This window comes from Paenibacillus sp. GCM10027626 (assembly GCF_042676285.1).
GTDB lineage: Bacteria > Bacillota > Bacilli > Paenibacillales > Paenibacillaceae > Paenibacillus_Z.
Genome location: NZ_JBHTHC010000029.1, coordinates 18,475 through 44,372 on the forward strand (window position 1 = coordinate 18,475; position 25,898 = coordinate 44,372).

The following is a 25,898-nucleotide window of genomic DNA, read 5'->3' on the forward strand; positions in this document are numbered from 1 at the left end:
TTTGTTGAATTTGAAAAGAAAGTTTGTAGGTGTCCTCGTTTTAGCATTATGCATGCTCACTATTGGTAGCTCATTGACAGCAAATGCAGGAGAAACTGAGGAACAGTCGGTACGTTCTGTACTCATGAAGTACGAGGATGCAGCAAAGAAATATGATGTGGATAGCATGGTTCAGCTCTCATTTGACCTTAGCTGGCCGAATCAAGAACAATTCAAAAGAAGCTTGACGAAGCTTAATGACAAAGTTTTTAAATTTGAAACGATCGCTCTTGAGAAGGTTGAAAAGGATCTTTACAAAGCAACTGTACTTGCTGAGACCGAATCCTTGAAAGAAACACAAATGGAGATACCCGTATTAAATTTAAATGGACAGTGGAAAGTCATCGTTGGACAGGATCTCGAGGATAATCAGCAAGAAAGAGCAAGCAGTTCAGCCATTAAATCTGCGGAATTTTACAAAAATTACTTTACTCGTCCACACATTGATCCAGGTGGAAATATTCAAGCAAAGGGGAATGTTAGATATTACTCCTTTTCTTTTTCATACGTTGACTATATTAATGTTGACCCCTGGGAGAATACTAATTCGACCCCAACAATTAAAGGCTATCAAGAACCTAACGGTGGTAATTTTTGTTAACGACATGAACACCATACGTCGCCAATTCCTTTTGTCTTATTCCATTTTTCAAATTGTATGAGGTTGCCTTTCTAGCATCAAGCACTCCACTTTTCGCAACTGGAAGGGATGCAACACAGATCGAGGCGATAATTTTTTTCGCTTGATCAAATTCCCTAATAATATTAAGGAATTCCTCACTATAAGCATCCTGATAAAAACCGGCTTCTTCAAATCCTCCGGGAATTGCCAATGCATCAAATTCATCTACATCAACCTCATCTAATGTCATTTCGGGAATAACTGTGAAATTAAACGTACATTTTAATTTCTCTCTGGTTCCAACAGTTACCAGCTTAGTCGAACCGTCTCCCGATAACAAATTCCATCCAATGACATCTGTAAATACGCTTGCCTCGACCGCTTCAAAGCCATTTGCAAGAAGTAATAGAACTTTTTTCATGGATGTATAGCTCCTTTCGTTTTCGTAAAAATTAGAATCTTCTTCTCTCCGTTTTTTATGTATAATAATAGAAACCATAGGAAAAAACAAGGTTAGAGCCGAAGCCTTGTCTGAAGGTAAAGGGCTTCAGTTGACAGATAGAATTATCAGATTTATACTGTTGAGGAAATTCCCTGTATATTTTTTGCGAGAAGATTTTCATAGGTACAGGGAATACATTTCAATGGAGGTGGTCTGATGAAGAACACACTAATTTGGGCAAAACTTTTCGCAGGGGATAGCGCCTACTAGCCCACAAACCAGCGTTTTTCCCCTCAAAAAGGGGTACTCAGTTGAATAATCCATTTCTACAGTCTGACCATGAACTTATGGAAGCTCAAGTAAACGTCCTATTTAAGCACAATGAGGTTGGTCGCATGACCGCTATAAACGAACCTAGTACGAAAAGCGCACCTCGATTTTTCCTTGGTATCACCAAGCAGGGTAATGTTGTAAGGTACCATGAAACACTTGATGAAGGCGTTATAAATGAGTTGGAACAGTTTATCGAAGAAGCGCCGTGGTTGGATGCTCCAAATAGAGTGAATATGGCAGCATTTATACGAGTTTTAAGTAGGGCCAGACCACTTGATCATGTTTACTTAGGACCAGCATATGTATTCCCTGACATGAGAGGTCGTTCTACACAAGCGATAAGAATTACGAATATGAATATAGAACTTTTAAGAAAGTATTTTTCTGATTTTTTCGATGATGTTGCCCATGGGCAACCTGTTTTCGCAGTTGTTCAAAATCAAGTTGCTGTGTCCTTGTGCTGCAGTGCTAGGACCTCATCTATTGCTGCTGAAGCGAGTTTGCACACCGCTCGGGATTTCCGCGGCAGAGCCTACGGTATGGAGGTATCGACAGCCTGGGCTGCCGAGATACAAAATCAAGGGCGGATTGCTTTATATAGCACAGCATGGAATAATCTTGCCTCTCAAGCTGTAGCAAGAAAGTTAAAACTGAGACAGTACGGTATGGATTTACATTTTAGCTAACGTGTGGAGACTACAACAATGGAATCTTTAAAGGGGGCGAAGCGGACCTGAGCGGACCGTGGATCCGTTATCTGTGAACAAAACAGCAAAACCGGCTCGCTTGCGGACCGTAGATCCGTTATTACCCTCAAATCGCCGCAAAACCCCAGTAAAATCGGCAAATAACGGATCCGTATGTCCGCGAACCCCCGAATGAGCCGGGTTTCGTAAAAATAACGGATCCTGTGTCCGCATGGCTCACAGTTGTCCGCTTTTCGCAAACAATCGTTGTCCACCGAAAATCGATAGCCTCCTTTAGCGTATAATTATAGTTGGTATTATTCTAATGTCCCGGCTCCTTAATGTTTAGGAAAGCCGGGACAATTTTTGTTACTCTGGGTCACATCCTCACAAAGACCAAGAAGAGCCCTGTGGCGTTTTAAGTCGTCGTGAAGTTTTTGGTTCTGACAAAACTTCAGCCTCAATCCTGCGTTTCCGACTTCATAGAAGATACTCTACCTTATTGATATTTTGTCACCCTGTTTCTTTTAAGCAGGTTGCGTATAATAGAAGCTGCAACGAAGACGGTTTCAATCGTACAGGATTTGTATTTGTTGTGCGGGAGGGGGGCGGCAGACGGGGAGTTGTGGTGGTTACTTATGGATGGCAAGAGCGGGTATGAGATGGAAGCAGTTATGGTTTCTTTACTCTGTGAAATGAGGTGAAAGCATGACAATGACATCAAGTCGTCGTGTCAACAAACTTGCAATCATTGCGCTCGCGATTGGATTATTATGGGGATTGACGGGCATTTCCAGTGTCCGGGCTGAGCACGGGAAAACGACAGCACAGAAAATTGCCGATCGGGATTTTCCGTCCATCTTTCAAGCTTGGAATAAAGTGGAGTTTGGCCCAGGTGTAACAGGCAACGAAATTCATGACACAGCTATGCATGATTTGTACTTCACATCTACACAAGGGCTGGGCCTGCAATGGGATGACGGCTCCCCTACGAATTGGGACAATGACGGTCTCGGAACGGCTTTTACACAGGCAAGCATTAGCGCTGCAACAGCTAAAGTACAGGCTCTGCATGCCCAAAACCCGAATTTGGTTATTTTAACGGAAATCCGTTACTGGGCCGCATGGGATACTTATCTGCCTGCTGATCACGCCTGGTGGAAAAGAGGGTCCGACGGCTCGAAGATAGCGGCGTGGCAGGGAGAAGGATTGACGATCTACTATATGGACTGGAATAATGAGGCGTTTCGGGAACAAGTAGCCAATCAGGCGAAGGCCGCTGTCGATACGGGACTTGTAGACGGGATCATGATCGATTGTATGGCCATTGACGAATTTGGCGATGCCGATGCGGACCCGAACCGTGTTGATCTGATTGCCCGCATCCGCGGGAAGATTGGCGACAAGCTTCTGTTGGTCAATTCCAATCAGTTGAAAAGGCCCAATATGGCACCTTACATTAATGGGTTGTATATGGAGGTCTGGCAGAGCAGCACGTCAGAGCATATGCAGCTGGTTGCGGATACGCTAAAATGGGCAGAGGAAAAGGTAAGATCCCCGAAGATCAATGCATTGGAGCTGTGGTACGACAATACCCGCGATGATCTGTACAAAATGAGGGCCGCGACGACCTTGAGCTTGACGCATGGCAACGGCTATGTCCTATTTGCCGACCATAATGAAAACGTAAATCCCGACCATATGCACAACTGGTATGATTTCTGGAATGCGAACCTAGGAAAACCGCGGGCTGCCGGTTATCAGCGGGCAGACAATGAATTGTTTCAGCGTGAATTTGACAATGGCACCGTCATCTATAACCAGAAGGGTAACGGCACCCGGACGATCACATTCAGCGAGCAGCGCAAACGGGTATCGACCGGAGCCAGCGGGACCGTTTTTCAAGTTAATGATAACGACGGGGATATCTTCCTTTATACCGGCGCTCCGCCGAGTCAGATTCCAGCTCCAGCCTCTGTTATGATAAGCGATTACTACGCAGCGAGCGCCAGCTCGGCACAAGGAAATCACAACTGGTACACGCAATATACGGACGGCAGCACGTATACCAATATGAGCTGGGACAGTGCCAACAGTAAATTATTCCGGTTCTCGGATCAGGGAATATCCGTATTTGGCGAATTCGGCGGCAACGGCGGGCGTATCGACTTAGGACCTTCCCATGACGCGGTGCTAAAATGGGTTGCTCCTGCTGCAGGGAGCATTCAGATCGGCGGATCGATGCGCAAGGAGTTTGGCACAGATGGCGATGGAGTCGTCGTAACCGTCAAGAAAAACAACACGGTCATTTGGGGACCGACGGTTATAAACAGTATGACACCAACCCAATTGAACTTGCAGCAAACGGTAAACGCCGGAGACAGTATTGTCTTTATCGCCAACAAAAATAACAATCTGACCGGAGATCAGCTGCGGCTGCAGCCGGTTGTGAAGCTGACGCCTGTTACACCGCAGCCTGGCACTGCAGAGTCGATGTTTGCTTCACTCAGTGCGCCGCAGGCTCAAGGGGACTGGGCGGACAAAGAGCTGGGCATCGTCTTCAGCTCATCCGTAAGCGGTAAAATTACACATTTGAAAGCATATATTGCCTCTGCCAGCGAAGCGGGAGCGCATACGGCAACCATTTGGAAAAACTCTGACGGAACACGGATTGGCGGGCCTTATACGCTTAATTTCTCCAGTACGATTGGCTGGCAGACGTTCGATATTGCCGATCTTAACATTGCTGCCGGCAGCGCGTATACCTTGTCCATCTCGACTGGGAGTGATACCGGCCGGTATTATGCGATGAAAACGAACAGCATGTCTTCTGGAGGGAGCAATGGCAGTCATTTGTCCTGGCAAGCTCATGCGGGCGTGTATGGAACGACGCTGGGACAACAGCCAACGACCCAAGCTCCTTATGACGCAAATTATATGAGAGATATTGTCTTTATACCAGATTGAGTCAATTACTTCTTGAATAAAGCAGGCTGTCCGTTCTATTCCGGACAGCCTGCTTTATTCACTTTGTAAATCAAAGGGAATACGAACTTCTACGCTTGTGCCTTTCCCCGGGGTGCTTTTCACGTTTAACCCATAGCCGTCTCCATAGGCAAGTCGCAACCGGTCATGGGTGTTTCGGATACCGATGCCGTTTCCGTTTTCGCTCTCACTTTCATTCCCATTCGCGTCATCCCCGGAGGGAGGCTGGCGGTTTTGACGTTCGCTGGCGAGAAGGTTGCTGAGGCGCTCGGAGTCCATTCCGACTCCATCGTCTTCTATGATCAAATAAATGGCTGTATATTCGTGTCTGCCAGTAATTCGAATCTTGCCACGTTTCTCTTCTTTTTCTAGAATTCCGTGCAGGATGGAATTCTCCACCAGCGGCTGCAGTGTAATTTTGGGGATACGGCAGGACAGCAAGGCGGAATCAATTCCAATATCCAGTTTAATCGCATCGGGATAACGCATGTTCATGATTTGCACGTACGCTTTTACATGCTCCAGTTCGGACGCCAGCGAAATGATGTTCATCCCTTTGCTCAATCCCAGCTTATAGTATTTGGTGAGCGCTTTTACCATAATCATAATATCGGGAACTTTATGTTCGATGGCTGTACAGTTGATCAGATCAAGTGAATTGTATAAAAAATGGGGATTGATTTGTGCCTGAAGTGTGCGCAGATCAGCGCTTCGCAGCGCAATCCCCAACTGTACGTGTTCGTTCATAAGGCTTGTCAGCTTTACGATCATATAATTAAAATTTTCTGCGACTTCGCCGAGCTCATCTTTCCCATAACGGGTTATGATGACGTTCAAATCGCCGGATTGCACCCGTTTCATCCGTTTGATCAGGTGCTTGATTTTTTTGGTGCCGGTTTTGGATGCCAAATACGCCAGTACATAGGCGATCAGTACAATGATCAGGAGGATGAGAAGCAATTGGTTGCGAAGCGCCGTAACGCCGGCAAGCACTTCATGGACGGGAACGACGAATACCAGGTTCCAGTCACTGCCCGCTATCGGCCGATGCGACATCATGACGGAATCGTTGCCAATCTGCAAGGTGCTCCATTTATGGTCCGGAAGCTGTCTCCATTCTGCTTCATCCGGTATCCCGCCGGTTCCAAGTTCGGGATCCGAACGGGCTATGATTTGTCCGTTTCCGTTTTGCAAGTAAACTAGACTCGAATCCGTAATTTTCGTTCGGGTTAGTTTGTCTGCAAGGGTCGATTGCAAAAGGTCGATCCTGGCCATGCCGGTCGTTTGAGTGAAGTTGTTCAGATTCAGCATCCGCCGGGCTACAGAAATGAGGGGCGGGGCATCAGCCGACGAATCGTCTGTCTCCGGAATGAACCAGTAGACCGTTTGCCCGGAATGCAACAAATCCGTTCCCCATTGCTCCTGCGATGCTTGTGACAGACCGAACAGATTAACATGGTCATTGGCATAGACAAAATCATCATTGACGTAAATTCGGACACGATAAAAGTCTTTGTTGCGCTGGAGTGTTTCGGCGAAATTGACGATATTGGCATAATCGCGCAGCTGCAATGGAATCGCATGCTCAGCCGGGTCTCTGGACAGCATCTCGTTCATATTACGGTCCAGACTGAGGATGTCCAGAACGTTAATTGAGCTTGACGTCAAATATCCGATCTCCGAAGCGGTGTTTTGCGTCGATTGCTCTGCCAGCTGAATGGTTTGGTTTTTGGCCATTTCCGCTATTTTGGTGTAAGAAAGATAAGTGTAAACAACGAGGGGGACGACGATCAGCGTGAAAATGGCCAGCAGCCATTTTTGATGCAGCTTGAGCAAGTCAAACAGGCGCATCATAGGCGGAGACGCTCCTTATATTCGGAAGGTGTCCAACCGACTTCTTTTTTAAAGATTTTGGTGAAATACTTCGTGTCCGTATAGCCGACCTGTGTGGCAACTTCATGAATCTTATACTTGGCGATCAGATTTTTGGCCATTTCCATGCGAACAGACGTTAAATACTGATTGACTGTCATGCCAGTCTCATTTTTAAATAGCAGGCAAATATAAGAGGGAGTAAGAAACAATTGCCCGGCGATTGCATTAATAGTGAGATTCTGGTTGCCTGCCTGCTCCCTGATAATATGGATCATCCGGGAGACGATGCTGCCGGTTCTGCCCCGCTCTCCAACCGAAGCCGACTGCAATTCTTGCAGCAGCAGCTCTTCATACTCGTCGAGCGTGGACAAAGTGTCAAATGCGCTGGCGTCAGGCAAAGGCAGACGATCCGAATGGTCGCGTACGGAGAGGCCCGCATACTTCTGAATCCATTGACAGAGCTGATGAAACAGGGTATAAAAGACATGCTTGACCTGCTCTGCCGGTGTGTCCGGATGACACCGCAATTGCTGCGTGAATTGCCGGATCAATCTCTCCGCTTCTTCAGGCTGATGGTTGCAAAGATAACGAAGCCATTTTTCCGCGAGCAGCGGATCGAATGAATAAACGAGCGGAAAATCGCAGTCCAAGACGAGAACTTGCGAATATCCTACATAAAATAAACGTTTGGCTAAAGCATGTGCCTGATTGTAGGAGTCAGGAAGAGAGGTCAAGGCGTCGACGGCGCCGCCGACAGCTGCAAACATGTCCGTTTGTTTGCTCCGGCACATTTCAATGTAGTCCCAGACAGCTTTCCTAAGGAGAGGAAGGGTGGACGGCGAGGGCATTGCAGCTTGTAAGACCCAGCCCTCATGTTTTAAAGGAGCCGTTAGACAGCATACTCCGATATCGGACAACAGACGCTCCAGCAGCATCAGCTCCGGGATCGGCTGGTAGGCGGCATTTCCGCTGGCGGATCCGGCAGTCCGGCCCTGAAAGACAAGTGAAACAAACGTGCCGCTGAGTGGAAAATGAATATCCGGGTGGTTCAGTTCGGACTTTTGACCGGCAATCGGCTTCACGCCGTTCCCGCATAAAGAAAGGGCCAGCTGTTGTTTTATGAGCATCAGCTCCTGGCCTTGCAGCCTTCGCTCCCTGTCCCATTGCTGCTGATCGGCATCGCAAACAGAAACGGCAGATTGGACGATGCGTCCCACCTCATCCAGATCCAGCGGTTTTTCGATATAATCAAATGCTTGCAATTTAATCGCATTTTTTAAATAGTCCACATCAGAGTAGGCGCTTAAAAAGATAACTTTGCAGCGGGGAAGACGCGTGCGCAGTTCCCTGGCAAGCTCGATGCCGTTCATGCGGGGCATACGAACGTCAGTCAATACGATGTCCGGCGCGAAAATTTCGGACAGCTGTAATGCATGTCGTCCATCCTCGGCTTGCTCTACATCCGCTATCCCTATTTCTGTCCATGGCACATAACGGAACAGCGTCTGCCGGGTTCTGCTTTCATCGTCTACAATCATCAGTTTATACATGTTATCCCCCCCCCCTTGTTTCCCCATCATAGCTTATGGTCTGCACTCATTGCAATCGCTTTCTTTTGCGAGCTGCAAAGTCTATACAATTTACCGCCCGATTCATAATTTACCACCCTTTTCAACCTTTGTAAACGCTCTATAATGGGAACTAGACAGACAGCAGGAACAGGTTTGGCTGTATCGGGGGGAGGTGAAACATGCGCAGCAAAAACCCGCTATTCAAGGAATGGAAGAAAAATAAAGCACTCTTTCTAATGGTATTGCCGGCCATCATATATTATTTTTTATTTGCCTATTTGCCGTTGGCGGGGATGGTGCTCGCCTTTAAAAGCTACCGCTTCGACTCGGGGATCTTCGGCAGTCCCTGGGCGGGGTTGAAAAACTTCGAGTTCTTTTTCAAATCGGGCAAAGCCTGGCTGGTTACTTCCAATACCGTCCTCTACAATGTCATCTTTATTATAAGCGGATTAATTTTACAAATACTCGTTGCCATTGTAGTCGCAGAAATTGCCGGACGGTACGTGAAAAAGTTTATGCAGACGACGTTGCTTTTCCCGTTTTTTCTTTCCTGGGTCGTCGTCGGATCGTTTGTTTATAATCTGTTCAATTATGATTTCGGGTCTATAAATGGCATTTTGAAATATTTCGGAGCCGAGCCGGTCGATTTCTACGGCAATCAGAGCTACTGGGCCTACGTGCTGGTATTTTTCAACAACTGGAAATATATCGGCTATAATTCCTTAATCTATCTCGCTGTAATTGTCGGAATTGACAAAAGCCTGTTTGAGGCGGCGGAAATAGACGGGGCGGGCATTTTTCAGCGGATTCGGGCAATCACTTTGCCGCTTCTGCTTCCTACGGTGATGATTTTGCTTCTGCTCTCGATCGGCAACATTTTTCGCGGTAATTTCGACCTGTTCTATCAGATTATTGGCAACAATGGCTTGCTGTTTGATGCGACGGATGTTATCGACACCTATGTGTTCCGCTCTCTGATCCATTCCCAGGATATCGGCATGTCGGCCGCTGCGGGCATGTACCAGTCGCTGCTTTGCTTTGCCATCATTATGGTCAGCAATTTCATTGTCAAGAAGATTCAACCTGATTACTCACTGTTCTGAAAAGGAGGGACGAAATGCGGCATCGTTCCAAAGATAGGACCCTCTTCCATCTATTCGGCTATTTATATCTCGGTTGCCTTTCTTTAATCTGCTTGTTCCCGTTATGGCTTATTTTTGCCGGTTCCTTTTCAAGTGAGGAGGATGTAATCCGGCATGGCTATGAATTGATTCCGAGAAATCTATCCGTTGCGGGCTACAAAATGATGTTTGAAGCGCCGGAGGCGATTATTCGCTCGATGGCCGTATCGGTTGCATTGACTATGATTGGAGTAGTCTGCGGCGTGTTTTTGACCGCCATGACCGCTTACGTCATCCAGCGAAAAGATTTTAAATACCGTAACGTCATTTCGTTTTACATTTATTTAACATCTGTATTTACTGGCGGACTCGTTCCTTGGTACATTATGATGGTCAACTACTTTCATATGAGGAACAACTTTTTGGCTTTAATTATCCCGCTGCTGTTCAATGTCTTTTATATTTTAATTATGAAAAGCTTCTTTCGTTCCATTCCGGATGCGATTGTCGAATCGGGCAAGATAGACGGCGCCGGCGAGTTTACGATTTTTCTGAAGCTTGTATTACCGATCGCCAAGCCCGGACTGGCGACGATTTCGCTCTTTATCGCTTTAAGCTATTGGAATGACTGGTTTAGCGCCATGTTGTTCATTAACAAGGATAGTCTAGTACCGCTGCAGCTCTTCCTCTATAACCTGGTCAACAAAGCGGAAGCGCTTAACAATTTGGCGGGACAGACAGGCATTCCAATGACCGAGCTGCCGAAGGAGACGGTTAAGCTATCAATGACGGTTCTGGTGATAACTCCTATTATGTTCGTCTATCCGTTCGTGCAGCGTTATGTCGTTAGCGGGGTGACGCTGGGGGCTGTTAAAGGATAGGAACCGCTGAATGTTTGTTTTGCAGATCATGGGGAGGTTGATGGATGTGAAAAAAATCCCGTTTGTCCTGGTGTTGTCCCTGCTTGTTGCGATACTTGGCGCATGCAGCGGCAATAGCGGCAATAATGGCGGCGGCAAGGGCTCTGAGCGGCAGCCGTCCAATACCGATGGAGCGCCGATTTCGCCCCGAGCATCCGGGGAGGAAGGCGGCGCCGCTGATACTTCTGAAGAAGTGAAGCTGAAAATGGTACTGATTGGCGATGGCGCCCCGGATGCCGAGGAAGTCTATGATGAATTGAACAACAGGCTGAAAAAGGACATCAATGCTGTTGTGGAGGTGCAGTTTCTGTCCTGGGCAGACTGGTTTCAGAAATACCAGCTGCTGTTTTCGACAGGGGATGATTTTGATCTGATCATAACGGCGACTTGGGCACAATTCGCTGACAATGCGCGCAAAGGCGCATTCTACGAAATTACACCAGAGATGATGCAGAAATATGCGCCCAAAACAAATTCCGAAACATCGCCGGAAGTGCTTGAGGCCGGCAAGGTTGAAGGCAAGCAGTACGCGCTTCCTATGAACTATCATGAAATTACGATTAACGGCTATGTCGTCCGGGGCGACCTGATGGACAAATATGGGATCCCCTCGATTGACTCGATAGACGATTTTGAAAAGTATCTTGATGCAGTGGCAAGGAACGAGCAAGGTCTTGTTCCATGGGAAGGCACAAATTATGACAACTGGATCATTGCCAAAACGCAATTAGAGGAATTAAGAGAGCAGTATCAGCCGGGCAATCTCGGGCTAAGAGTAGACTTGAACAATGCCGCCAATACGATCATCAATGACATTGCCAATCCCGATCAGGAAGCGATTGAGCTTTATAAGAAAATGGCCGACTGGAACAAGAAAGGGTACATTTCAAAAAACGCGCTTGTCAATAAAGTCACTTCCAAGGATTCGTTCCTTAGCGGCAAAAGTGCGGCTTTCCTGACTAACCTGCTGGAAGCGAATGCGACTTACCAGACCGTTAAAGCGAATCATCCGGAATGGGATGTGCGGTTTTACCCGGCTAATACGACAAAGAAGGTCGTTGCCAATTCCTTCATGGCCAATGCGATGGCGATCAACGCCAAGTCCAAAAATCCGGAACGGGCGCTTATGCTGCTGGACCTGCTCCGTAACGATGAATGGTACAACCAGACAACAACCTTCGGTATTAAAGGAAAGCACTGGGATGCAAGCGCAGACGGCAAACTCGCTCTGCTGCCAGCCAGTCAAGGCTTCCCGCCCGATGCCGCATGTCCGTGGGGATGGCGCAACGAAAAATTTTATCTGTCCCCAAGCGATGGGCTTAGCAATTATGATGAAGTATTGAGTTCCTACCGTGAGCGTGCGATCAACACGAAGCTTAATAACTTTGCTCCGGATCTGGAAAAGACCAAGTCTGAACAGGCCGCGCTTAAAGATGTAGAGAACCAATACGAGTTGCCGCTGCGGCTGGGATTTGTAAAAGGCGATGTGGAGAGCAGCTACCAGACGATGCTCGATAAGAAGAAGGCGGCCGGACAGGATAAGCTTATCGAGGATATTCAGCGGCAATTGAATACGTTTATGGGAAAATAAAGAGAACGCGCTCTATCTAAATAGGATGGAGTGCGTTTTTTTACAATGCGATTACAAAAATCAATAACAGATTTAATGCTTAATTAATAGGATAGATGTTGTCAAAAAGAAGAAAGAGGAGGTTTTTATGGAATGAGCAAGAAATTTCCGATTAAGCTGGCAGCGGCACTGTTCGGAGTGAGTATCGTATTCACCCAGTCTTTCTCGATGGCCGCATTTACTGAGGCCGTGCCAGTCAATCAGAAGACAGAAGCTTCATTTACAATATTACCCATTGATCGTGCTACAATTCTTGCGGGGCAGAAGTTTGATTTGCGAGTAGAGCTTAACCATGCTGCCATTAAGCCCCAGGATATTCAAGTAACCATCAACGGGAAAGATGCTGAACAATATTTCGGAAAGAACGCAGATCGTACCAACTCCAATGCAGACAGCGCCGAATTTACAATCCGCGGCGTAAGCTTTCCCAAAGCTGGAAACGTAACTGTCAGTGCTGTCGTAAAAATTGGAGGCAAGCCCCTTTCTAAATCCGTCAATTACCAAATTTATGAAGCATACGGAAACGGCAAGAAAGCAAAAAATGTCATTTTGATAATCGGTGACGGCATGAGCGCCAATATTCGGACCGCTGCACGGGTTGTCTCTAAAGGGATAGAGGAAGGCAAATTTAAAGGCTGGCTTGAAATGGAGCAAATGGATCATATGGGGATGGTTACGACCTCCGGCATGGATTCCATCGTAACGGACTCCGCAAATTCGGCTTCCGCATATGCGACCGGTCACAAAACGGCAGTTAACGCGGAAGGGGTCTATCCAGACAATACGCCTGATCCGCTTGATGACCCGAGAGTAGAAAATATTATCGAGCTGGTCAAACGTACCAAAGGCATGGCAACAGGCGTTGTAACGACAGCGGATGTAACGGACGCGACTCCGGCTGCGATGGCGACGCATACCCGAAAGCGCAGTACTTCCGAAGCGATCGTAAATATGTACAATGAAATCAACTCACGCCCGGATGTCATTATGGGCGGCGGCTTGGAATGGTTCTTGCCTGAAAGCCAGGACGGCAAGCGCAAAGACAATAAAAATATGATTGACGTTTTCAAATCCGAGGGGTATTCATACGTTACAAATGCAACCGAATTAAACCAGTTAAAAGATTCCGGCAAAATCCTAGGCCTTTTCAAAAAAGGAAATATGAATGTATATTTCGATCGGGAATATACGCAGCCGAACAATCCAGATATCGTCGGCAAGGATAACGATCAACCTACTTTGATGGAGATGTCGGCCAAAGCGATTGACGCACTTGACAACAACAAAAACGGGTTCTTTTTAATGATCGAGGGTGCGTCCATCGATAAAATGGCACATCCGATGGACTTTGAACGACTGATCTGGGATACGATTGAATTCGACAAAACAGTCGGGCTGGCAAAACAATACGCGAAACAGCATAAAGACACTTTGGTTATCGTCACTGCTGATCATGGTCATTCGATGACATTGAACGGTTCTTACAATACGAAAGAAGCTGCTGGTAAGACCGGGGAACAGTTGAGAGAACTTGTTGGAACCTATGAAGATTCGAAATTCCCTACCTATGCAGATTCGAACGGGGACGGCTTCCCGGATAACCCGGATGCGGACTGGAAGCTTGCGGTCGGTTGGGGCAACCACCCGGATTATAATGATGATTTTTTGACCAATCCGAAACCAATCAGCCCTACGATTCAGGATCCTAACGTAAAGGACAAAACTTGGTATATCGCAAATCCTGACAAGGATCCGAACGGTATTCATTTTAATGGCAATATCCCCCATGATGAAGGCGTAGAAGTACACACCTTTGATGACGTACCGGTAAATACGATGGGTCCAGGATCCGAATTGTTTACGGGTTACTTGGACAATACGCAAATTTTCCGCAACATGGTGACAGTGCTTGGATTGAACGGCAACAAAGAGAGAGCAAATGCTTCCGGAAGCACAGCGAAGACGAATGATTCGACGAAACTTGTATCCCTGAAGGATGCAATAGGAAAGTTGAAAGGATCTATCATTTCCAGTCCTAAACAAGATCAATATGTAGCCATTGTAGGTAGCAACATGATCTTGTTCCATGTGAATTCGGACATTGCCTTGTTCAATGGCGAATCTGTAAGGATGAATGCGAAAGCTGTTATCCAAAAGGGAAATCTTATGGTACCGGAATCCATCCTAGCTGACTATTTGAATTATCAATGATAACTATCGTGAAACGACCGTCTCCCTTCAGGGGGAACGGTCGTTTTTGCAAACAGCATGACCGCCCTTGGAAGGGCGGCCGCAAGCCATGGCGCTTATTTTCCGAAGCGTACACTTGTAATTTATGTTGATAGCGTATAGTATCAAATTACATATAATAAGGGCAGGGATTGGCCATGGCGATAACCGACAACATATTGATCAAAATCAGAGAATGCAAGGACAGCCTGACGCCTGTGGAGCGAATGGTGGCGGAGTATATTTTGGAGAATAAGGACGAGATCCCGCATTTGTCCATCAAGAGCCTCGCCCAGGCGAGCCGGACCAGTGACGCCTCGGTGCTGCGTTTCTGCAAGACGATGGGCTACAGCGGATACAGGAGCTTTATCGTTAGCATCTCCACCTCGCTGGGCTCCATGGACGAGGACTCCGCCGAACAGTATACCGACATTCAGCCGGGCGACAACCTCGTCACGATCATCGCGAATATCGGGCGCAACAACATTCGTTCCATCGAAGATACGCTCAGCGTTATCGACCGCCAAGCGGTGGCCCGCGCCATCGAGGCGCTGCAGACCAGCAAGCGCATCGTCTTTTTCGGCATCGGGGCATCGGGTCTGGTCGCGCAGGATGCGGAGCAGAAGTTTACCCGCATCAACAAAATGTGCCACGCCTTCGTCGACGGTCACAGCCAGTTGACCGGGGCGTCCTTGCTTTCCAAGGAAGATGTGGCGATTTTTATTTCTAACTCGGGAGATACGATCGAAATATTGGATGCTCTCGACATTGCGAAGAAGAACGGAGCCCATATCGTGGCCATTACCAAATACAGCAAGAGCGAGCTGTCGGAGAAAGCGGACACGCTCCTTAGTATTTCGACGCCGGAAATTTCCATCCGGAGTGGGGCGATGGGCTCCCGCATCGCTATGCTGACGATCATTGACATGCTGTTTGCGGGCGTCGCGAGCGCGGATTACCAGCAGGTGAAGAAGTATTTGAACCGCAGCCGCAGCATCATTTCGAAAAAACGCCGAAGATAAGCCGTCTTGCGGCCCCGATCCCCCGTTTATCGGAGGGTGCGGGGCTTTTTTTATTTTATCGCATTTATAAGTTTCACTCGATAAATGCTGAGGGGACGCGAGCGTCGACGGGCTTCGACAGAAAGCGGGAGAGAAACGCAAATGTTGGCATATAATTGCGGTTATATATTTCAATATAAAAATTAATTTCAAAATCTATTGACGACCATGAAATAAAAAATGTAATATAGGGTCAAGTTTAAACAGCAACAACGAAAGCTGGCGGGCTTGGCGAACCCGACCATGATTACGTAAGGGGAATCTTTATGAATGACTATTTTGCAGGTTTGACGACGGAGGGGATTAATCCCGAATCGCAGATGATCGACGAGTTGGATACGGAGCGCATGCTTCAGTTAATCAATCAGGAAGACGCCAAAGTGCCCGCAGCGGTAGCCGCGGAGCTGCCCCACATCTCGACGGCCGTGAAAGCGCTTCATAAGACGTTGTCCGGCGGCGGCAAGATGTTCTACATCGGGGCCGGTACATCCGGCAGACTCGGCGTCCTTGATGCGTCGGAATGTCCGCCGACGTTCGGTACCGACCCGGAGATGATCCAAGGACATATCGCCGGCGGGGACATCGCACTTCGCCTTGCGGCAGAAGGCTGCGAAGATGACGGGGATGAAGGCCGCGCCTTGGTCGACCGGATTGGCGTGACCGACCGGGACGCCGTTATCGGCATTTCGGCCAGCGGCAGCGCCGCCTTCGTGATCGAGGCCGTTCGCCGGGCTGCCGAGCTGGGGGCCGTGACCATCGCCGTCGTGAACAATAAGGCGACGAAACTAGAGGAAGTGAGCGGCATCACGATCGCACCGGTCGTCGGACCCGAGGTGATCGTAGGGTCGACGCGGCTGAAGGCGGGAACCGCCCAGAAATTGGTGCTGAACATGCTGACGACTGGTACGATGGTGAAGCTCGGCAAAACGTTCAATAACTTGATGGTCGACATGAAGGCCAGCAACAAGAAGCTGTACGACCGCTCCGTGCGCATGATCGAGATGGCGGCCGGGGTCGACCATCCGGCGGCCGAAGCCGCGCTGAAGCTCGCCTCTATGGACTGCAAGCTTGCGATCATGATGATAAAGTCGGGGATGGACGCCGAAGACGCGAGGCGTGTTCTCGCCAAATGCGGCGGCAATCTTAAAAAAGCTATACGCGTCTGCTCCAAAGCGATATAATGACGCTTCTGGCCGGATGTGGGTATAGAGCAAGATCAAGTTTTAAATAACGAAAAGGGAGGATCTTGAAATGAAAGGGAAAAAAAGATTTGCCGCAACCGTATTGGCCCTTATGCTTTCCGTAGGCGCATTATCCGCATGCAGTTCGGGGAACAACAAAAATACGGACCCGGGTTCGACGAACAAGCCGGGAACGGATGCGCCTTCCGATGCGAAGGACACGATTACCGCGCTGCTTCCGCCAGTATCGCCGAAATATCAGGAAAACTTCAAACAGATGGAACAGGATTTCAACAAACTCTATCCGAACCTGACGCTGAAAATCGAGCCGGCCAGCTGGGAGGACATGACGCAGAAGCTGGATACGCAAGTGAACGCGGGCAGCCCTCCCGATCTGGCCTTCATCGGCTCCGACGGCATATCGAAATACGCGCAAATGGGCATGCTGCTCGACATTAAAGATCTGGTTACGCCGGAGATGGTGAAAGACTATTATCCGGCTCCTCTGGAATACATGAAAAACGGCGATGGCTTGTACGGCCTGCCGGCGTACATGGAGGTTCACTCCATCGGCGGCAACAAGGAGTTCCTTGAAGAAGCGGGTATCAACTGGAAGAAGGTACAGCAAGAGGGCTGGACGTACGAAGAGTTCCGTGAGGCGATCAAGAAGGGCGTCGTGCAGAAGAACGGCGCGACTTCCCGCTATGGCTTCGTCTTTGCGACGGCTGGCGTAGCGTCCAAGGACTACCTTAGCATCCTGGCGAAAAACGCCGGCATGCCATCTCCGTTCACGAAAGATCTGAAATACGCATACACCAACAAGAACTACCTGGAAGTGCTGAAAGCGATCCGCCAAATGATCGACGATGGCTCGATGCCGAAAGAGCTCAGCTCCGTCGATGCGGGCAAGCGCTGGAACATGTTCCTGACCGGCCAGACGATGATTACGGGCAAAGGCTTGGCGGTATTTGAAAATTTGGCCAACATGAATAATGCCAAACTTGACGCCAACGACGGAAGCGCCGTCAAGGACAGCATCAAAGTCGAATACATCGCTCTGCCGGTGCCTTCCTTCGCTGGCCAAGAGCCGGTATCCCATGCGGTCGTCGACGGCTATGTCGCCTTCCGCGGCAAGAAAGATCCGAGCGACGAGCATAAGGCGAACATCGTAAAAGCGGCTTACTTCCTGGCAAGCGGTCAAGTTGCGGCGACGACGAACAACGACCTGTTCGCGGCGCATATCACGGAGAGCGCGCGCAAAGCGGCCGAAGGCATGGAATCGAACCGCAACCCGGACAACATCGCCGCCGTGGAAAAAATGCTAGAGCACGCCGCGCCGGCACGGCCGGACATCCCGGTCGAGCTCGGTGCCAAGGCGATCAAGATTGAGAACGAAGTAGTCATTCCGAAACTGCAGGCTCTTCTTGCCGGCGAAATCAAGCCCGAAGACATGTATGAGGCAGTGAAAAAAGCGGCCATCGACGCATTCGGCGCCGACGGGGTCGTACAAGAATAAGGCAGCGCCTGGATAGCCGCCCCTTGATCGGGGCGGGCTATCCGATCTAAGTTTTGTGAAGCGGCAGCGGAAAGGAGTCCTGTTTATGGCTCGAGCATCGAACATCAAGAAACGCTTAAATAAAGGAGACAACGCTTGGGCGTACGTGTTCATCGCCGTCGCGCTCATCGGCTATGCCCTGTTCACAGCGTATCCCGTCATCAGCGCCTTCATTATCAGCTTTCAGGAGTATCGGCCATTAGGCTCCTCCTTCATTGGAATCGACAATTACGCGGGAATCTTTGGCAGCGGTCTCTTCTGGAAGGCGATCGGCAATACGGTCGTCTATACCGTGCTGACCGTGCCAGTCGCGCTTATTCTATCATTCGCGGTGGCGATCATGATCATGCCGCTGCGAAAATGGCTGCAAACGACGTTCAAGGCTATCTACTATCTGCCCGCCGTCGCTTCCGGCGTTGCCATGTCGGTCGTATGGCTGTGGATCTACGATCCGATGCCGGGCGGCATCCTTAATCAGCTCATCGGCCTGGTAGGCATCGACAATCAGAACTGGCTCGGTTCCACCGCAACCTCCATGTTCTCGCTCGTGCTGATGTCCTGGCTGTCGAGCCATGGCACCAGCATCATTATCTACGTCGCGGCCCTTCTCGGCATCGACGATAGCTATTACGAGGCCGCTGAAATCGATGGCGCGACCTTCTGGCAAAAAATGTGGCATATTGTCATTCCGAGTTTGAAGCCCACGACATTATTCTTGCTGGTCACCGGCGTCATCGGCTCTTTCCAGGTCTTTCAGAACGCGTATCTGATGACCAGCGGAGGTCCGGACCACTCGACGACGATGGTTGGCCTGCTCATTTTCGATACGGCGTTCAAGTATTTCGAATTCGGCAAAGCGGCGGCGCAATCGCTCGTCCTTGCCCTGATCATCGGCATCGTCGCATTTATCCAGTTCAAATTCCTGGGCAAAGACGTGGAATATTAAGAAGAAGGAGGAGGGATAGGACGTGGTACTGTTCAACAATCACCTGGGGAACCGCACAGCCAGATATATGCGAAATACCGTCATCATGGTCCTCCTTCTGCTGTTTGCGCTGGCGACCTTATTTCCGATCTATTTTATGATCATGTCGTCGTTCGGCGATCCAGTCGAGGCGGGCGCAATCAGCTATTCCATCTGGCCGGGCAAATTTTCGCTGGAATCCTACAAGTTTTTCTTCGCCTTCAACGAATACTCGTACCGCTGGCTGCTCAACTCGCTCGTCGTCGCGACCGTGGTCATGGTCTCGAACGTCGTTTTCGCGACGATGGCGGGCTATGCGTTCGCCAAGATCGATTTTCGGGGGCGCAACGTGCTGTTTGCCGTGCTGCTCGCCGCGATGATGATTCCGTACCAGGTCACACAGGTGCCGCTGTACATTTTGATCGTCAATATTTTCGAGATTCAAAATACGTACGGCGCGCTCATCATGCCGACGCTTGTAACCGTTTATAATATTTTTCTCGCGAAGCAGTTTATGGGTTCGATCCCGAAGGAGATTCTGGAAAGCGCCAAAGTGGAAGGTGCGAGCCAGCTTCATATCCTGATCAGAATTATCATGCCGCTGTCGAAGACGGTTATGGCTGTCATGGCGATCCTGACGTTCATGGAGACGTGGAACACTTTCTTCTGGCCGTTCCTCGCGACAAATACGATGGATATGCAAACGATTCAGGTTGGCCTGAAAAACTTCCGTTTCGCCAACACGACGTACTTCGCGCCGATGATGGCGGGCGCCACCATCTCCGCGCTGCCGATGTTCGTGCTGTTCTTCAGCCTGCAGCGCTACTTCCTGGAAGGCGTCACGGTCGGCGCGGTCAAAGGCTGATCCGACGGGATGACGGCATCTCCCCGAGCGGGGAAGAAGAAAGGAGGTTTCGTTCGTGCTTGTCGCGTGGAACGAACGATATGTAGACGAAACAATCGCGCTTTGGAACCGGGAAGCAGTCAAGGACGGCTACAAGGAAATGACGGAAGCGTCGTTTCGAAGCATTATAACCGGCAATTCGCATTTTGATCCCGGCTGCGCGTTCGTATGGTTGGACGACGGGGTGGTGACGGGCTTCGCCTGCGGCGTGACTGCGGACGAATTGCCCTTGGGCGACGTCGCCGGCTATATCACTTGCATCATAACGGAGCAAGGCGGCGCGCCGGAAGAACGGATAGGCGCCCTGTTGGACGCGCTTGAGCGGCGTTTTGCCGAGAAGGGCAAAAAGCAGGCCGAGATGCTATTCTTCAATCCGATGCAGCTGCCCTGGTACATTCCGGATACGGACCGCCATGAGCACAACAATGCGCCCGGCGTGCCGACGGGAAGCCGGCTTCACCGGTTTTTGCTGGACCGCGGCTATGCGGAGCGGGCGACGCAGTGCGCGATGTATTTGCGGCTCGGGGCTTTCGATGTGCCGGACTCGATCCTGGCGAAGGAACGGAAGGCGGCCGAGTTGGGCTACAGTGTCGAGCTGCTGAACAAGAAGAAGCATCGCGGAGTCAGGGAGATGCTGGAGGCGCTCGGCAATCCGCTGTGGCAACGGGAGATCGGCCGCAGCTTCGAGGAGGGCATGCTGGTCGTGATCGCAGCCAAGGGCGGCGAGGCGGTCGGCTTCGCGGGACCGGTCGTGCGGCAGGCGAACGGCAGGGGCTATTTCGCCGGCATCGGAGTGCATCCGGAGCATGAGGGGCACGGCTTGGGGTCCAGCCTGTTCTTCCGCTTGTGCGAAGCGTTTCAGTCGATCGGGACCGAATATATGTCGTTGTATACGGGCAGCGCCAATCCTGCTATTCGCATCTACGAAAAAGCCGGATTCCGGACGGTGAAGACATTCGCGATCATGAGAAGGGAGCTTTCTTGAAATGAGTGAACGACAACCGATTACAATACTGGGCATCGGAGCTCATGTCGGCGACGTGGAGCTGGTTGCCGGGGGCGTGCTGGCAAGCCACTACCTGAAAGGGGACAAAATCGCGACGCTGGCGCTGACCGCCGGGGAGCGCGGTGTGCCTGAAGGACAGGACGTCAACGAATACAAGGAGCAAAAAATTCGCGAAGCCCATACCTTCGCGAACATGCTGGGCGGCGAGGCGCGCGTCTTCGACATTCCGGACGGCGAAGTGCCCGACGATCAGGACATCCGCCTTCGCGTATGCGACGTTATTCGCGAGGTGAAGCCGAACGTCATCATTACGCATCACCGCAACAGCATGCATAAGGATCATGCCACGACGCATCGGATCGTCAACGACGCACGCTTCTTCGCGGGACTGCGGGCGATGGAGCGCGAGCATTCGCCGCATTTCGCCGCCAAGCTCTATTACGGCGAAAACTGGGAGGATGCGGTCGATTATGTGCCTTATGTCTACGTCGACTTCGATCAGGAAGCGTTCGACCTGTGGATTAAAGCGCTGTCCACGCACTGGTTCGTCACAGGCAGCAAGTCGTTTAACTACATGGACTACTACAAGTCGCTGGCGCGTGTGCGCGGCCTTGAGGCGCGCAAGCAATACGCTGAGACGTTCATGATTCCGGCGGAAACGATGCGTCTGCGGCAAAGCGAGCTTTAATCGAGCGATAGGAGATAGAAGACAACAAGAAGACGAACCGAACAGGAGGCAATGCGGCATGACGATATTACGGAATGGAATCGACAATATCGGGCGCTGGGCCCATCTGCTTCAAGGCAAGCGGATCGGGCTTATTACTTCGCCGACGGGGCTGGCCGCGGATTTTCGCACGACGATCGACATTTTGCACGAGCGGTTTGGCCTTGCGGCGCTGTTCTCGCCCGAGCATGGGGTTCGGGGCGATCAGGCGGCCGGCGCGCTGGTGGATACGTATACCGATCCGCTGACGGGCGTTCCGGTCTACAGCCTGTACCGCCGGGACTCCAAGCGCTTGACGGCAGAAATGCTGGACGCTGTCGATCTGATCGTCTACGATATCCAGGATGTGGGTGCGCGCTATTATACGTTCATTTATACGATGCTCTATGCACTGGAGGATTGCGCTAAGGCCGGCAAGCCGTTCGTCGTGCTGGACCGGATCAATCCGCTGGACGGCGTCCGCGTGGAAGGCAACGTGCTGAAGGCGGGATTCGAGTCGTTCGTCGGCAACTATCCGCTGGCCGTCCGCTACGGGCTGACTGCGGGCGAGGTAGCGGTCATGGCGAACGAGGAGTGCGGCTGGAAGGCGGACCTTCACGTCGTCCGCTGCGAAGGCTGGTCCCGCAGTATGACATTCGCAGATACGGGGCGTGCGTGGATCCCGCCTTCGATGGGGATTCCGCGCTTCCATACGGCGCTGCTCTATCCCGGCACCTGCCTGTTCGAAGGGACGAATCTGTCGGAAGGCCGGGGCACGACAGCGCCGTTCGAGATCGTCGGCGCGCCGTTCGTCGATGGGGAGCGGCTGGCGGCCGAGATGAACGGGAAGCGGTTGCCGGGCGTTCATTTCCGTTCGGTCTACTTCAAGCCGACCTTCTCCAAGCACGAGGGCGAGTTGTGCGGCGGGGTCTATGCGCATGTGCTGGACGAGCGGACGCTGCGCCCCGTCGAGCTGGGCGTCGAGCTGCTGTTCGCTGCGCGCAAGCTGTTTCCGGAATTTGCGTTTTTGCCGCCGGTGCGCGAGAACGGGCGGCCGTTCATCGACCTGCTCTGCGGTGAGCGTGCATTCCGCGGCGAGCAAGTCGACGTGCCGGCGCTGCTGGCGCGATTCGAAGCGGAGAGCGCCGCTTTCGCCGAACGAAAGCGGGCGTTCCATCTGTACAATTAAGGCGGAAAGCCGGGCGGAAGCGGAGTGATCGAATGAAGAAATATGTGGTGGGCTACGGTCGCCCTCGCCATCGCGAAGCGCAGCGGGGAGGCGCTGGCGGAGATTGCCGCAGCCGTCGCTGCGAGGCTGGGCATGGAGGATGAAGATGATCCGATGGACAAACGAGAAGCCGCACGCGATCGGGGTGGGCCTAATGTCGGGAACGTCACTGGACGGCGTTGACGCGGCGGTCGTGCGCATCGAAGGGACCGGGCTTGGCTCGAAGGTGCGGCTGCTGTATTATTTTACGCGGCCCTACGACGATCAGCTGCGCTCCCGGTTGAAGGAGTTGTGCGCGCCAGAGACGTCTGATACGATGCGGATATGCGGCATGAACGCGTACATGGGCGAACTGTTCGCGGATGCGGCGCTGGAAGCGGTGCGCGAGGCGGGATTGAAGCCGGAAGAGGTCGATTTCGTCAGTTCGCACGGACAGACGATCTGGCATATGCCGGAGGAAGCGAAGGACGATCCGTATTTGGCTCGGTCTACGCTGCAGATCGGGGACTTGTCTATCATCGCCAAGCGGACCGGGTGGCTGGCCGTCGGGGATTTCCGGCCCGCCGACATGGCGGTCGGCGGCCAGGGCGCACCGCTCGTCCCATACGGAGATCTGATCCTGTTCGGCGATCCGGTCAAGGGGCGCCTGCTGCAAAACATCGGCGGCATCGGCAACTGCACGGTTTTGCCGCCGGGTGCGACGCCGGAGGAGGTGTTCGCGTTCGACACCGGTCCGGGCAACATGATCATCGATCAGACTGTGCTGACGCTGACCGGCGGGCGGATGAGCTATGACGAAGGCGGAGCTTGGGCCGCGCAGGGGACCCCGGACGAGGGTATTGTTGCGGAGTTAATGGCCCATCCGTATTTCGGCATGGTGCCGCCGAAGTCGACCGGCCGCGAGTTGTTCGGCTCGGCCTACACGGCCGCGTTCATTCGCCGAGCGGAGGAGCGGGGGCTTTCCGCTGCCGATACCATCGCTACAGCGACGGCGCTGACGGCACGCTCCATCGCCGATGCCGCGGTGCGGCACGTCTTGCCGCGCTGTCGCGTCGACGAAATCATCATCAGCGGAGGCGGAGCTCATAATCGCACGCTGGTGGGGATGATCGGCTCGCTGCTGCCGGAGCAGCGGCTGCTGACCGCCGGCGCGCTTTGTCTCGCCGACGATGCCAAGGAAGCGGTCATCTTCGCACTGTTGGGACACAGCTTCCTGCATGGCTGCAGCAACAACGTGCCGGCTGCGACCGGTGCCGGGCGTCCGACAGTCATGGGCAAGCTGGCGGTGCCAATCTAAGGAAAGCAAGGGGCTTGCCCTTCACAAAACGTTCTTTTAATATCATCAATGATCGAATGACAACATAAACCGTTGCTCCAAGAATAATGATAAAGATCAGCGCCACGATCCTCGAATAAAACTCGGAGATATTAGTGTAAAGAGATATCAGGGTTATCAGCGGCTCCTTCACCGGCAGCTGCTTTTTCCTTTTAAACGTTGATATTACGAGATGACACTCGGCATGTAGATCATGGGCCTACTTAAACCGCATGATGCACGCATAATCAAACGAAAATGCTGTATGATAATGTCGATTGGATTTTTCTGCATAGGGAGGGTGAGGTAGCTTTGATTCGAACAATGGCTGTAACTAGTGACTTGAAAGTGATTCAATGTACTAATATACCGGAGCTTGATGAATCAAATATCAAATGGTTTTGGGTTGATTTTAATTCACCAACAGAAGAGGAATTAAAGTTATTGGAAACACATTTTCACTTTCATCCTCTGGCAATTGAAGACTGTTTACACTTGCTGCAACGCCCAAAGTTAGACCACTACGATGAAGTCCACTTTTTTGTTGTACACGCCACAAATCAGAAAACTTTAGATGCCGAAGAAGTAGACATTTTTTTAGGTGAAAATTTCATTGTTTCTTTCCATTTTAATAAGTCCATAGAAATTGATGAAGCTTGGCACCGTATTATTGAACAAAAAAATGCATCTGAGAAAGGACATGTCTTCGTAGCATATTTAATCATGGATAAATTAGTGGATAATTATTTTCCTAGTTTGTATCAAATTGAGGATCAATTAAACAAAATCGAAGACAATGTCAAGAACGAAAGCATTCCAGAGTTAATGGATCAAGTATTCGATATTCGTTCGAATCTGCATAAAATCAGAAAAACGGTTTTGCCAATGAGAGATCTTCTTTATCGAGTAATCAATTCGGAAAAAATCGATGGAGTAAAAAATCAATTAGCTTACTTTACTGATATTCACGATCATTTGATGAAACTTTCCGAAATGATTGAATCTAATCGTGAAATGACAGCAGATATGCGTGACAGTTACATGTCAATAAATTCAAACAGAATGAATACCATCATGAAAACCTTAACAGTTATGACTTCGGTTTTTATACCGTTAACCTTCATTGCGAGCATCTATGGGATGAATTTCGAGTTTATGCCCGAACTTACTTGGCGATGGGGGTATTTCGGAGTATTGGGGATTATGTTTACAGTTGGCTCTGGAATGCTATTATTGTTATGGCGTAAGGGGTGGTTCAAATGAGAGAACCAAAAGAAAATGGCAGTTTAAGCATTACGTTCGTAGATACTATCGAAGCTGCTATTCAGCAAGCCAAACAAGCCGCTGGAGAAAAAGACGTCACGGTGGTAGGCGGCCCGAACGTTAGGCAACGCCTCCTTATAGGTTCATAGGAGTGGCCGAGCGGCGGTTATCAATTTGCAATGATTCGTACGACTACGTAAATGTATTGCTGAGTTGTCGGGGAACGATAACGAAATAAAGCGGGTCAGTTGCATAGCTACAG

Annotated in this window: 21 protein-coding genes and 1 pseudogene; 19 read left to right on the forward strand and 3 right to left on the reverse strand. The window is 50.5% G+C overall.

All coding sequences use genetic code 11. From position 1 onward, the window contains the following. Positions 1-4 precede the first annotated feature (4 nt). On the forward strand, positions 5-640 hold the full coding sequence (locus tag ACFQ0N_RS33805; protein ID WP_379334523.1) for a hypothetical protein: 636 nt from the start codon (positions 5-7) through the stop codon (positions 638-640). Here the strand turns inward: ACFQ0N_RS33805 and ACFQ0N_RS33810 are convergent. Next, positions 636-1,082 (reverse strand): annotated as a pseudogene (locus ACFQ0N_RS33810) (DJ-1/PfpI family protein); the annotation flags it as partial. The gene ACFQ0N_RS33805 and the pseudogene ACFQ0N_RS33810 overlap by 5 nt on opposite strands. Positions 1,083-1,414: 332 nt before the next feature. Here ACFQ0N_RS33810 and ACFQ0N_RS33815 point away from each other — a divergent pair. Next, positions 1,415-2,122, forward strand: a complete 708-nt coding sequence (locus ACFQ0N_RS33815) for a GNAT family protein (protein ID WP_379334524.1) — start codon at positions 1,415-1,417, stop codon at positions 2,120-2,122. A 708-nt stretch (positions 2,123-2,830) separates the two neighbouring features. Further along, a complete protein-coding gene (locus ACFQ0N_RS33820; RefSeq protein WP_379334525.1) occupies positions 2,831-5,089 on the forward strand; it encodes a DUF4082 domain-containing protein in 2,259 nt (752 codons plus the stop codon). Between the two features lie 54 nt (positions 5,090-5,143). Here the strand turns inward: ACFQ0N_RS33820 and ACFQ0N_RS33825 are convergent, their stop codons facing one another. Beyond that, positions 5,144-6,961: a cache domain-containing sensor histidine kinase gene (locus tag ACFQ0N_RS33825; protein WP_379334526.1), complete on the reverse strand. Its 1,818-nt coding sequence runs from the start codon at positions 6,959-6,961 to the stop codon at positions 5,144-5,146. Then, the gene (locus ACFQ0N_RS33830; protein ID WP_379334527.1) at positions 6,958-8,532 is read right to left on the reverse strand and encodes a response regulator; all 1,575 of its coding nucleotides are present in this window, start codon (positions 8,530-8,532) and stop codon (positions 6,958-6,960) included. Before ACFQ0N_RS33830 ends, ACFQ0N_RS33825 begins: the two co-directional genes overlap by 4 nt. A gap of 200 nt (positions 8,533-8,732) precedes the next feature. Here ACFQ0N_RS33830 and ACFQ0N_RS33835 point away from each other — a divergent pair, with 200 nt between their 5' ends. The 16 genes from ACFQ0N_RS33835 (at position 8,733) to ACFQ0N_RS33910 (ending at position 25,785) form a co-directional block, all read left to right on the forward strand. After that, complete coding sequence (locus ACFQ0N_RS33835; RefSeq protein ID WP_379334528.1) at positions 8,733-9,656, forward strand: ABC transporter permease; 924 nt, start codon at positions 8,733-8,735, stop codon at positions 9,654-9,656. 14 nt (positions 9,657-9,670) lie between these two features. Beyond that, the gene (locus ACFQ0N_RS33840) at positions 9,671-10,555 is read left to right on the forward strand and encodes a carbohydrate ABC transporter permease (protein ID WP_379334529.1); all 885 of its coding nucleotides are present in this window, start codon (positions 9,671-9,673) and stop codon (positions 10,553-10,555) included. Between the two features lie 46 nt (positions 10,556-10,601). Then, entirely contained in the window at positions 10,602-12,185 is a 1,584-nt protein-coding gene (locus ACFQ0N_RS33845; protein WP_379334530.1) for an ABC transporter substrate-binding protein, read from the forward strand. A gap of 132 nt (positions 12,186-12,317) precedes the next feature. Next, positions 12,318-14,435 (forward strand): alkaline phosphatase, encoded by a 2,118-nt coding sequence (locus tag ACFQ0N_RS33850; protein WP_379334531.1) that lies wholly within the window; start codon positions 12,318-12,320, stop codon positions 14,433-14,435. Positions 14,436-14,611: 176 nt separating this feature from the next. After that, positions 14,612-15,475: a MurR/RpiR family transcriptional regulator gene (locus ACFQ0N_RS33855; RefSeq protein WP_379334532.1), complete on the forward strand. Its 864-nt coding sequence runs from the start codon at positions 14,612-14,614 to the stop codon at positions 15,473-15,475. 305 nt (positions 15,476-15,780) lie between these two features. After that, positions 15,781-16,695 carry an N-acetylmuramic acid 6-phosphate etherase gene (gene murQ, locus ACFQ0N_RS33860; protein ID WP_379334533.1) on the forward strand — a complete coding sequence of 305 codons (915 nt, stop codon included), beginning with the start codon at positions 15,781-15,783 and terminating at the stop codon, positions 16,693-16,695. 70 nt (positions 16,696-16,765) lie between these two features. After that, positions 16,766-18,211 carry an ABC transporter substrate-binding protein gene (locus ACFQ0N_RS33865; RefSeq protein WP_379334534.1) on the forward strand — a complete coding sequence of 482 codons (1,446 nt, stop codon included), beginning with the start codon at positions 16,766-16,768 and terminating at the stop codon, positions 18,209-18,211. Positions 18,212-18,296: 85 nt separating this feature from the next. Further along, a complete protein-coding gene (locus ACFQ0N_RS33870; RefSeq protein ID WP_379334535.1) occupies positions 18,297-19,196 on the forward strand; it encodes a carbohydrate ABC transporter permease in 900 nt (299 codons plus the stop codon). A 22-nt stretch (positions 19,197-19,218) separates the two neighbouring features. Further along, the gene (locus tag ACFQ0N_RS33875; protein ID WP_379334536.1) at positions 19,219-20,079 is read left to right on the forward strand and encodes a carbohydrate ABC transporter permease; all 861 of its coding nucleotides are present in this window, start codon (positions 19,219-19,221) and stop codon (positions 20,077-20,079) included. A 55-nt stretch (positions 20,080-20,134) separates the two neighbouring features. Then, positions 20,135-21,103, forward strand: coding sequence for a GNAT family N-acetyltransferase (locus ACFQ0N_RS33880; RefSeq protein WP_379334537.1), 969 nt, complete (start codon positions 20,135-20,137; stop codon positions 21,101-21,103). Position 21,104: 1 nt separating this feature from the next. Beyond that, positions 21,105-21,812: a PIG-L deacetylase family protein gene (locus ACFQ0N_RS33885; RefSeq protein WP_379334538.1), complete on the forward strand. Its 708-nt coding sequence runs from the start codon at positions 21,105-21,107 to the stop codon at positions 21,810-21,812. A gap of 64 nt (positions 21,813-21,876) precedes the next feature. Then, on the forward strand, positions 21,877-23,019 hold the full coding sequence (locus ACFQ0N_RS33890) for an exo-beta-N-acetylmuramidase NamZ family protein (protein ID WP_379334586.1): 1,143 nt from the start codon (positions 21,877-21,879) through the stop codon (positions 23,017-23,019). A gap of 42 nt (positions 23,020-23,061) precedes the next feature. After that, positions 23,062-23,241, forward strand: coding sequence for a hypothetical protein (locus ACFQ0N_RS33895; RefSeq protein WP_379334539.1), 180 nt, complete (start codon positions 23,062-23,064; stop codon positions 23,239-23,241). Further along, complete coding sequence (locus ACFQ0N_RS33900) at positions 23,213-24,355, forward strand: anhydro-N-acetylmuramic acid kinase (RefSeq protein WP_379334540.1); 1,143 nt, start codon at positions 23,213-23,215, stop codon at positions 24,353-24,355. The genes ACFQ0N_RS33895 and ACFQ0N_RS33900 overlap by 29 nt, the downstream gene beginning before the upstream one ends. Before the next feature lie 330 nt (positions 24,356-24,685). Next, on the forward strand, positions 24,686-25,636 hold the full coding sequence (gene corA / locus ACFQ0N_RS33905; RefSeq protein ID WP_379334541.1) for a magnesium/cobalt transporter CorA: 951 nt from the start codon (positions 24,686-24,688) through the stop codon (positions 25,634-25,636). Next, positions 25,633-25,785: a hypothetical protein gene (locus tag ACFQ0N_RS33910; RefSeq protein WP_379334542.1), complete on the forward strand. Its 153-nt coding sequence runs from the start codon at positions 25,633-25,635 to the stop codon at positions 25,783-25,785. The genes corA and ACFQ0N_RS33910 overlap by 4 nt, the downstream gene beginning before the upstream one ends. Positions 25,786-25,898 lie beyond the last annotated feature (113 nt).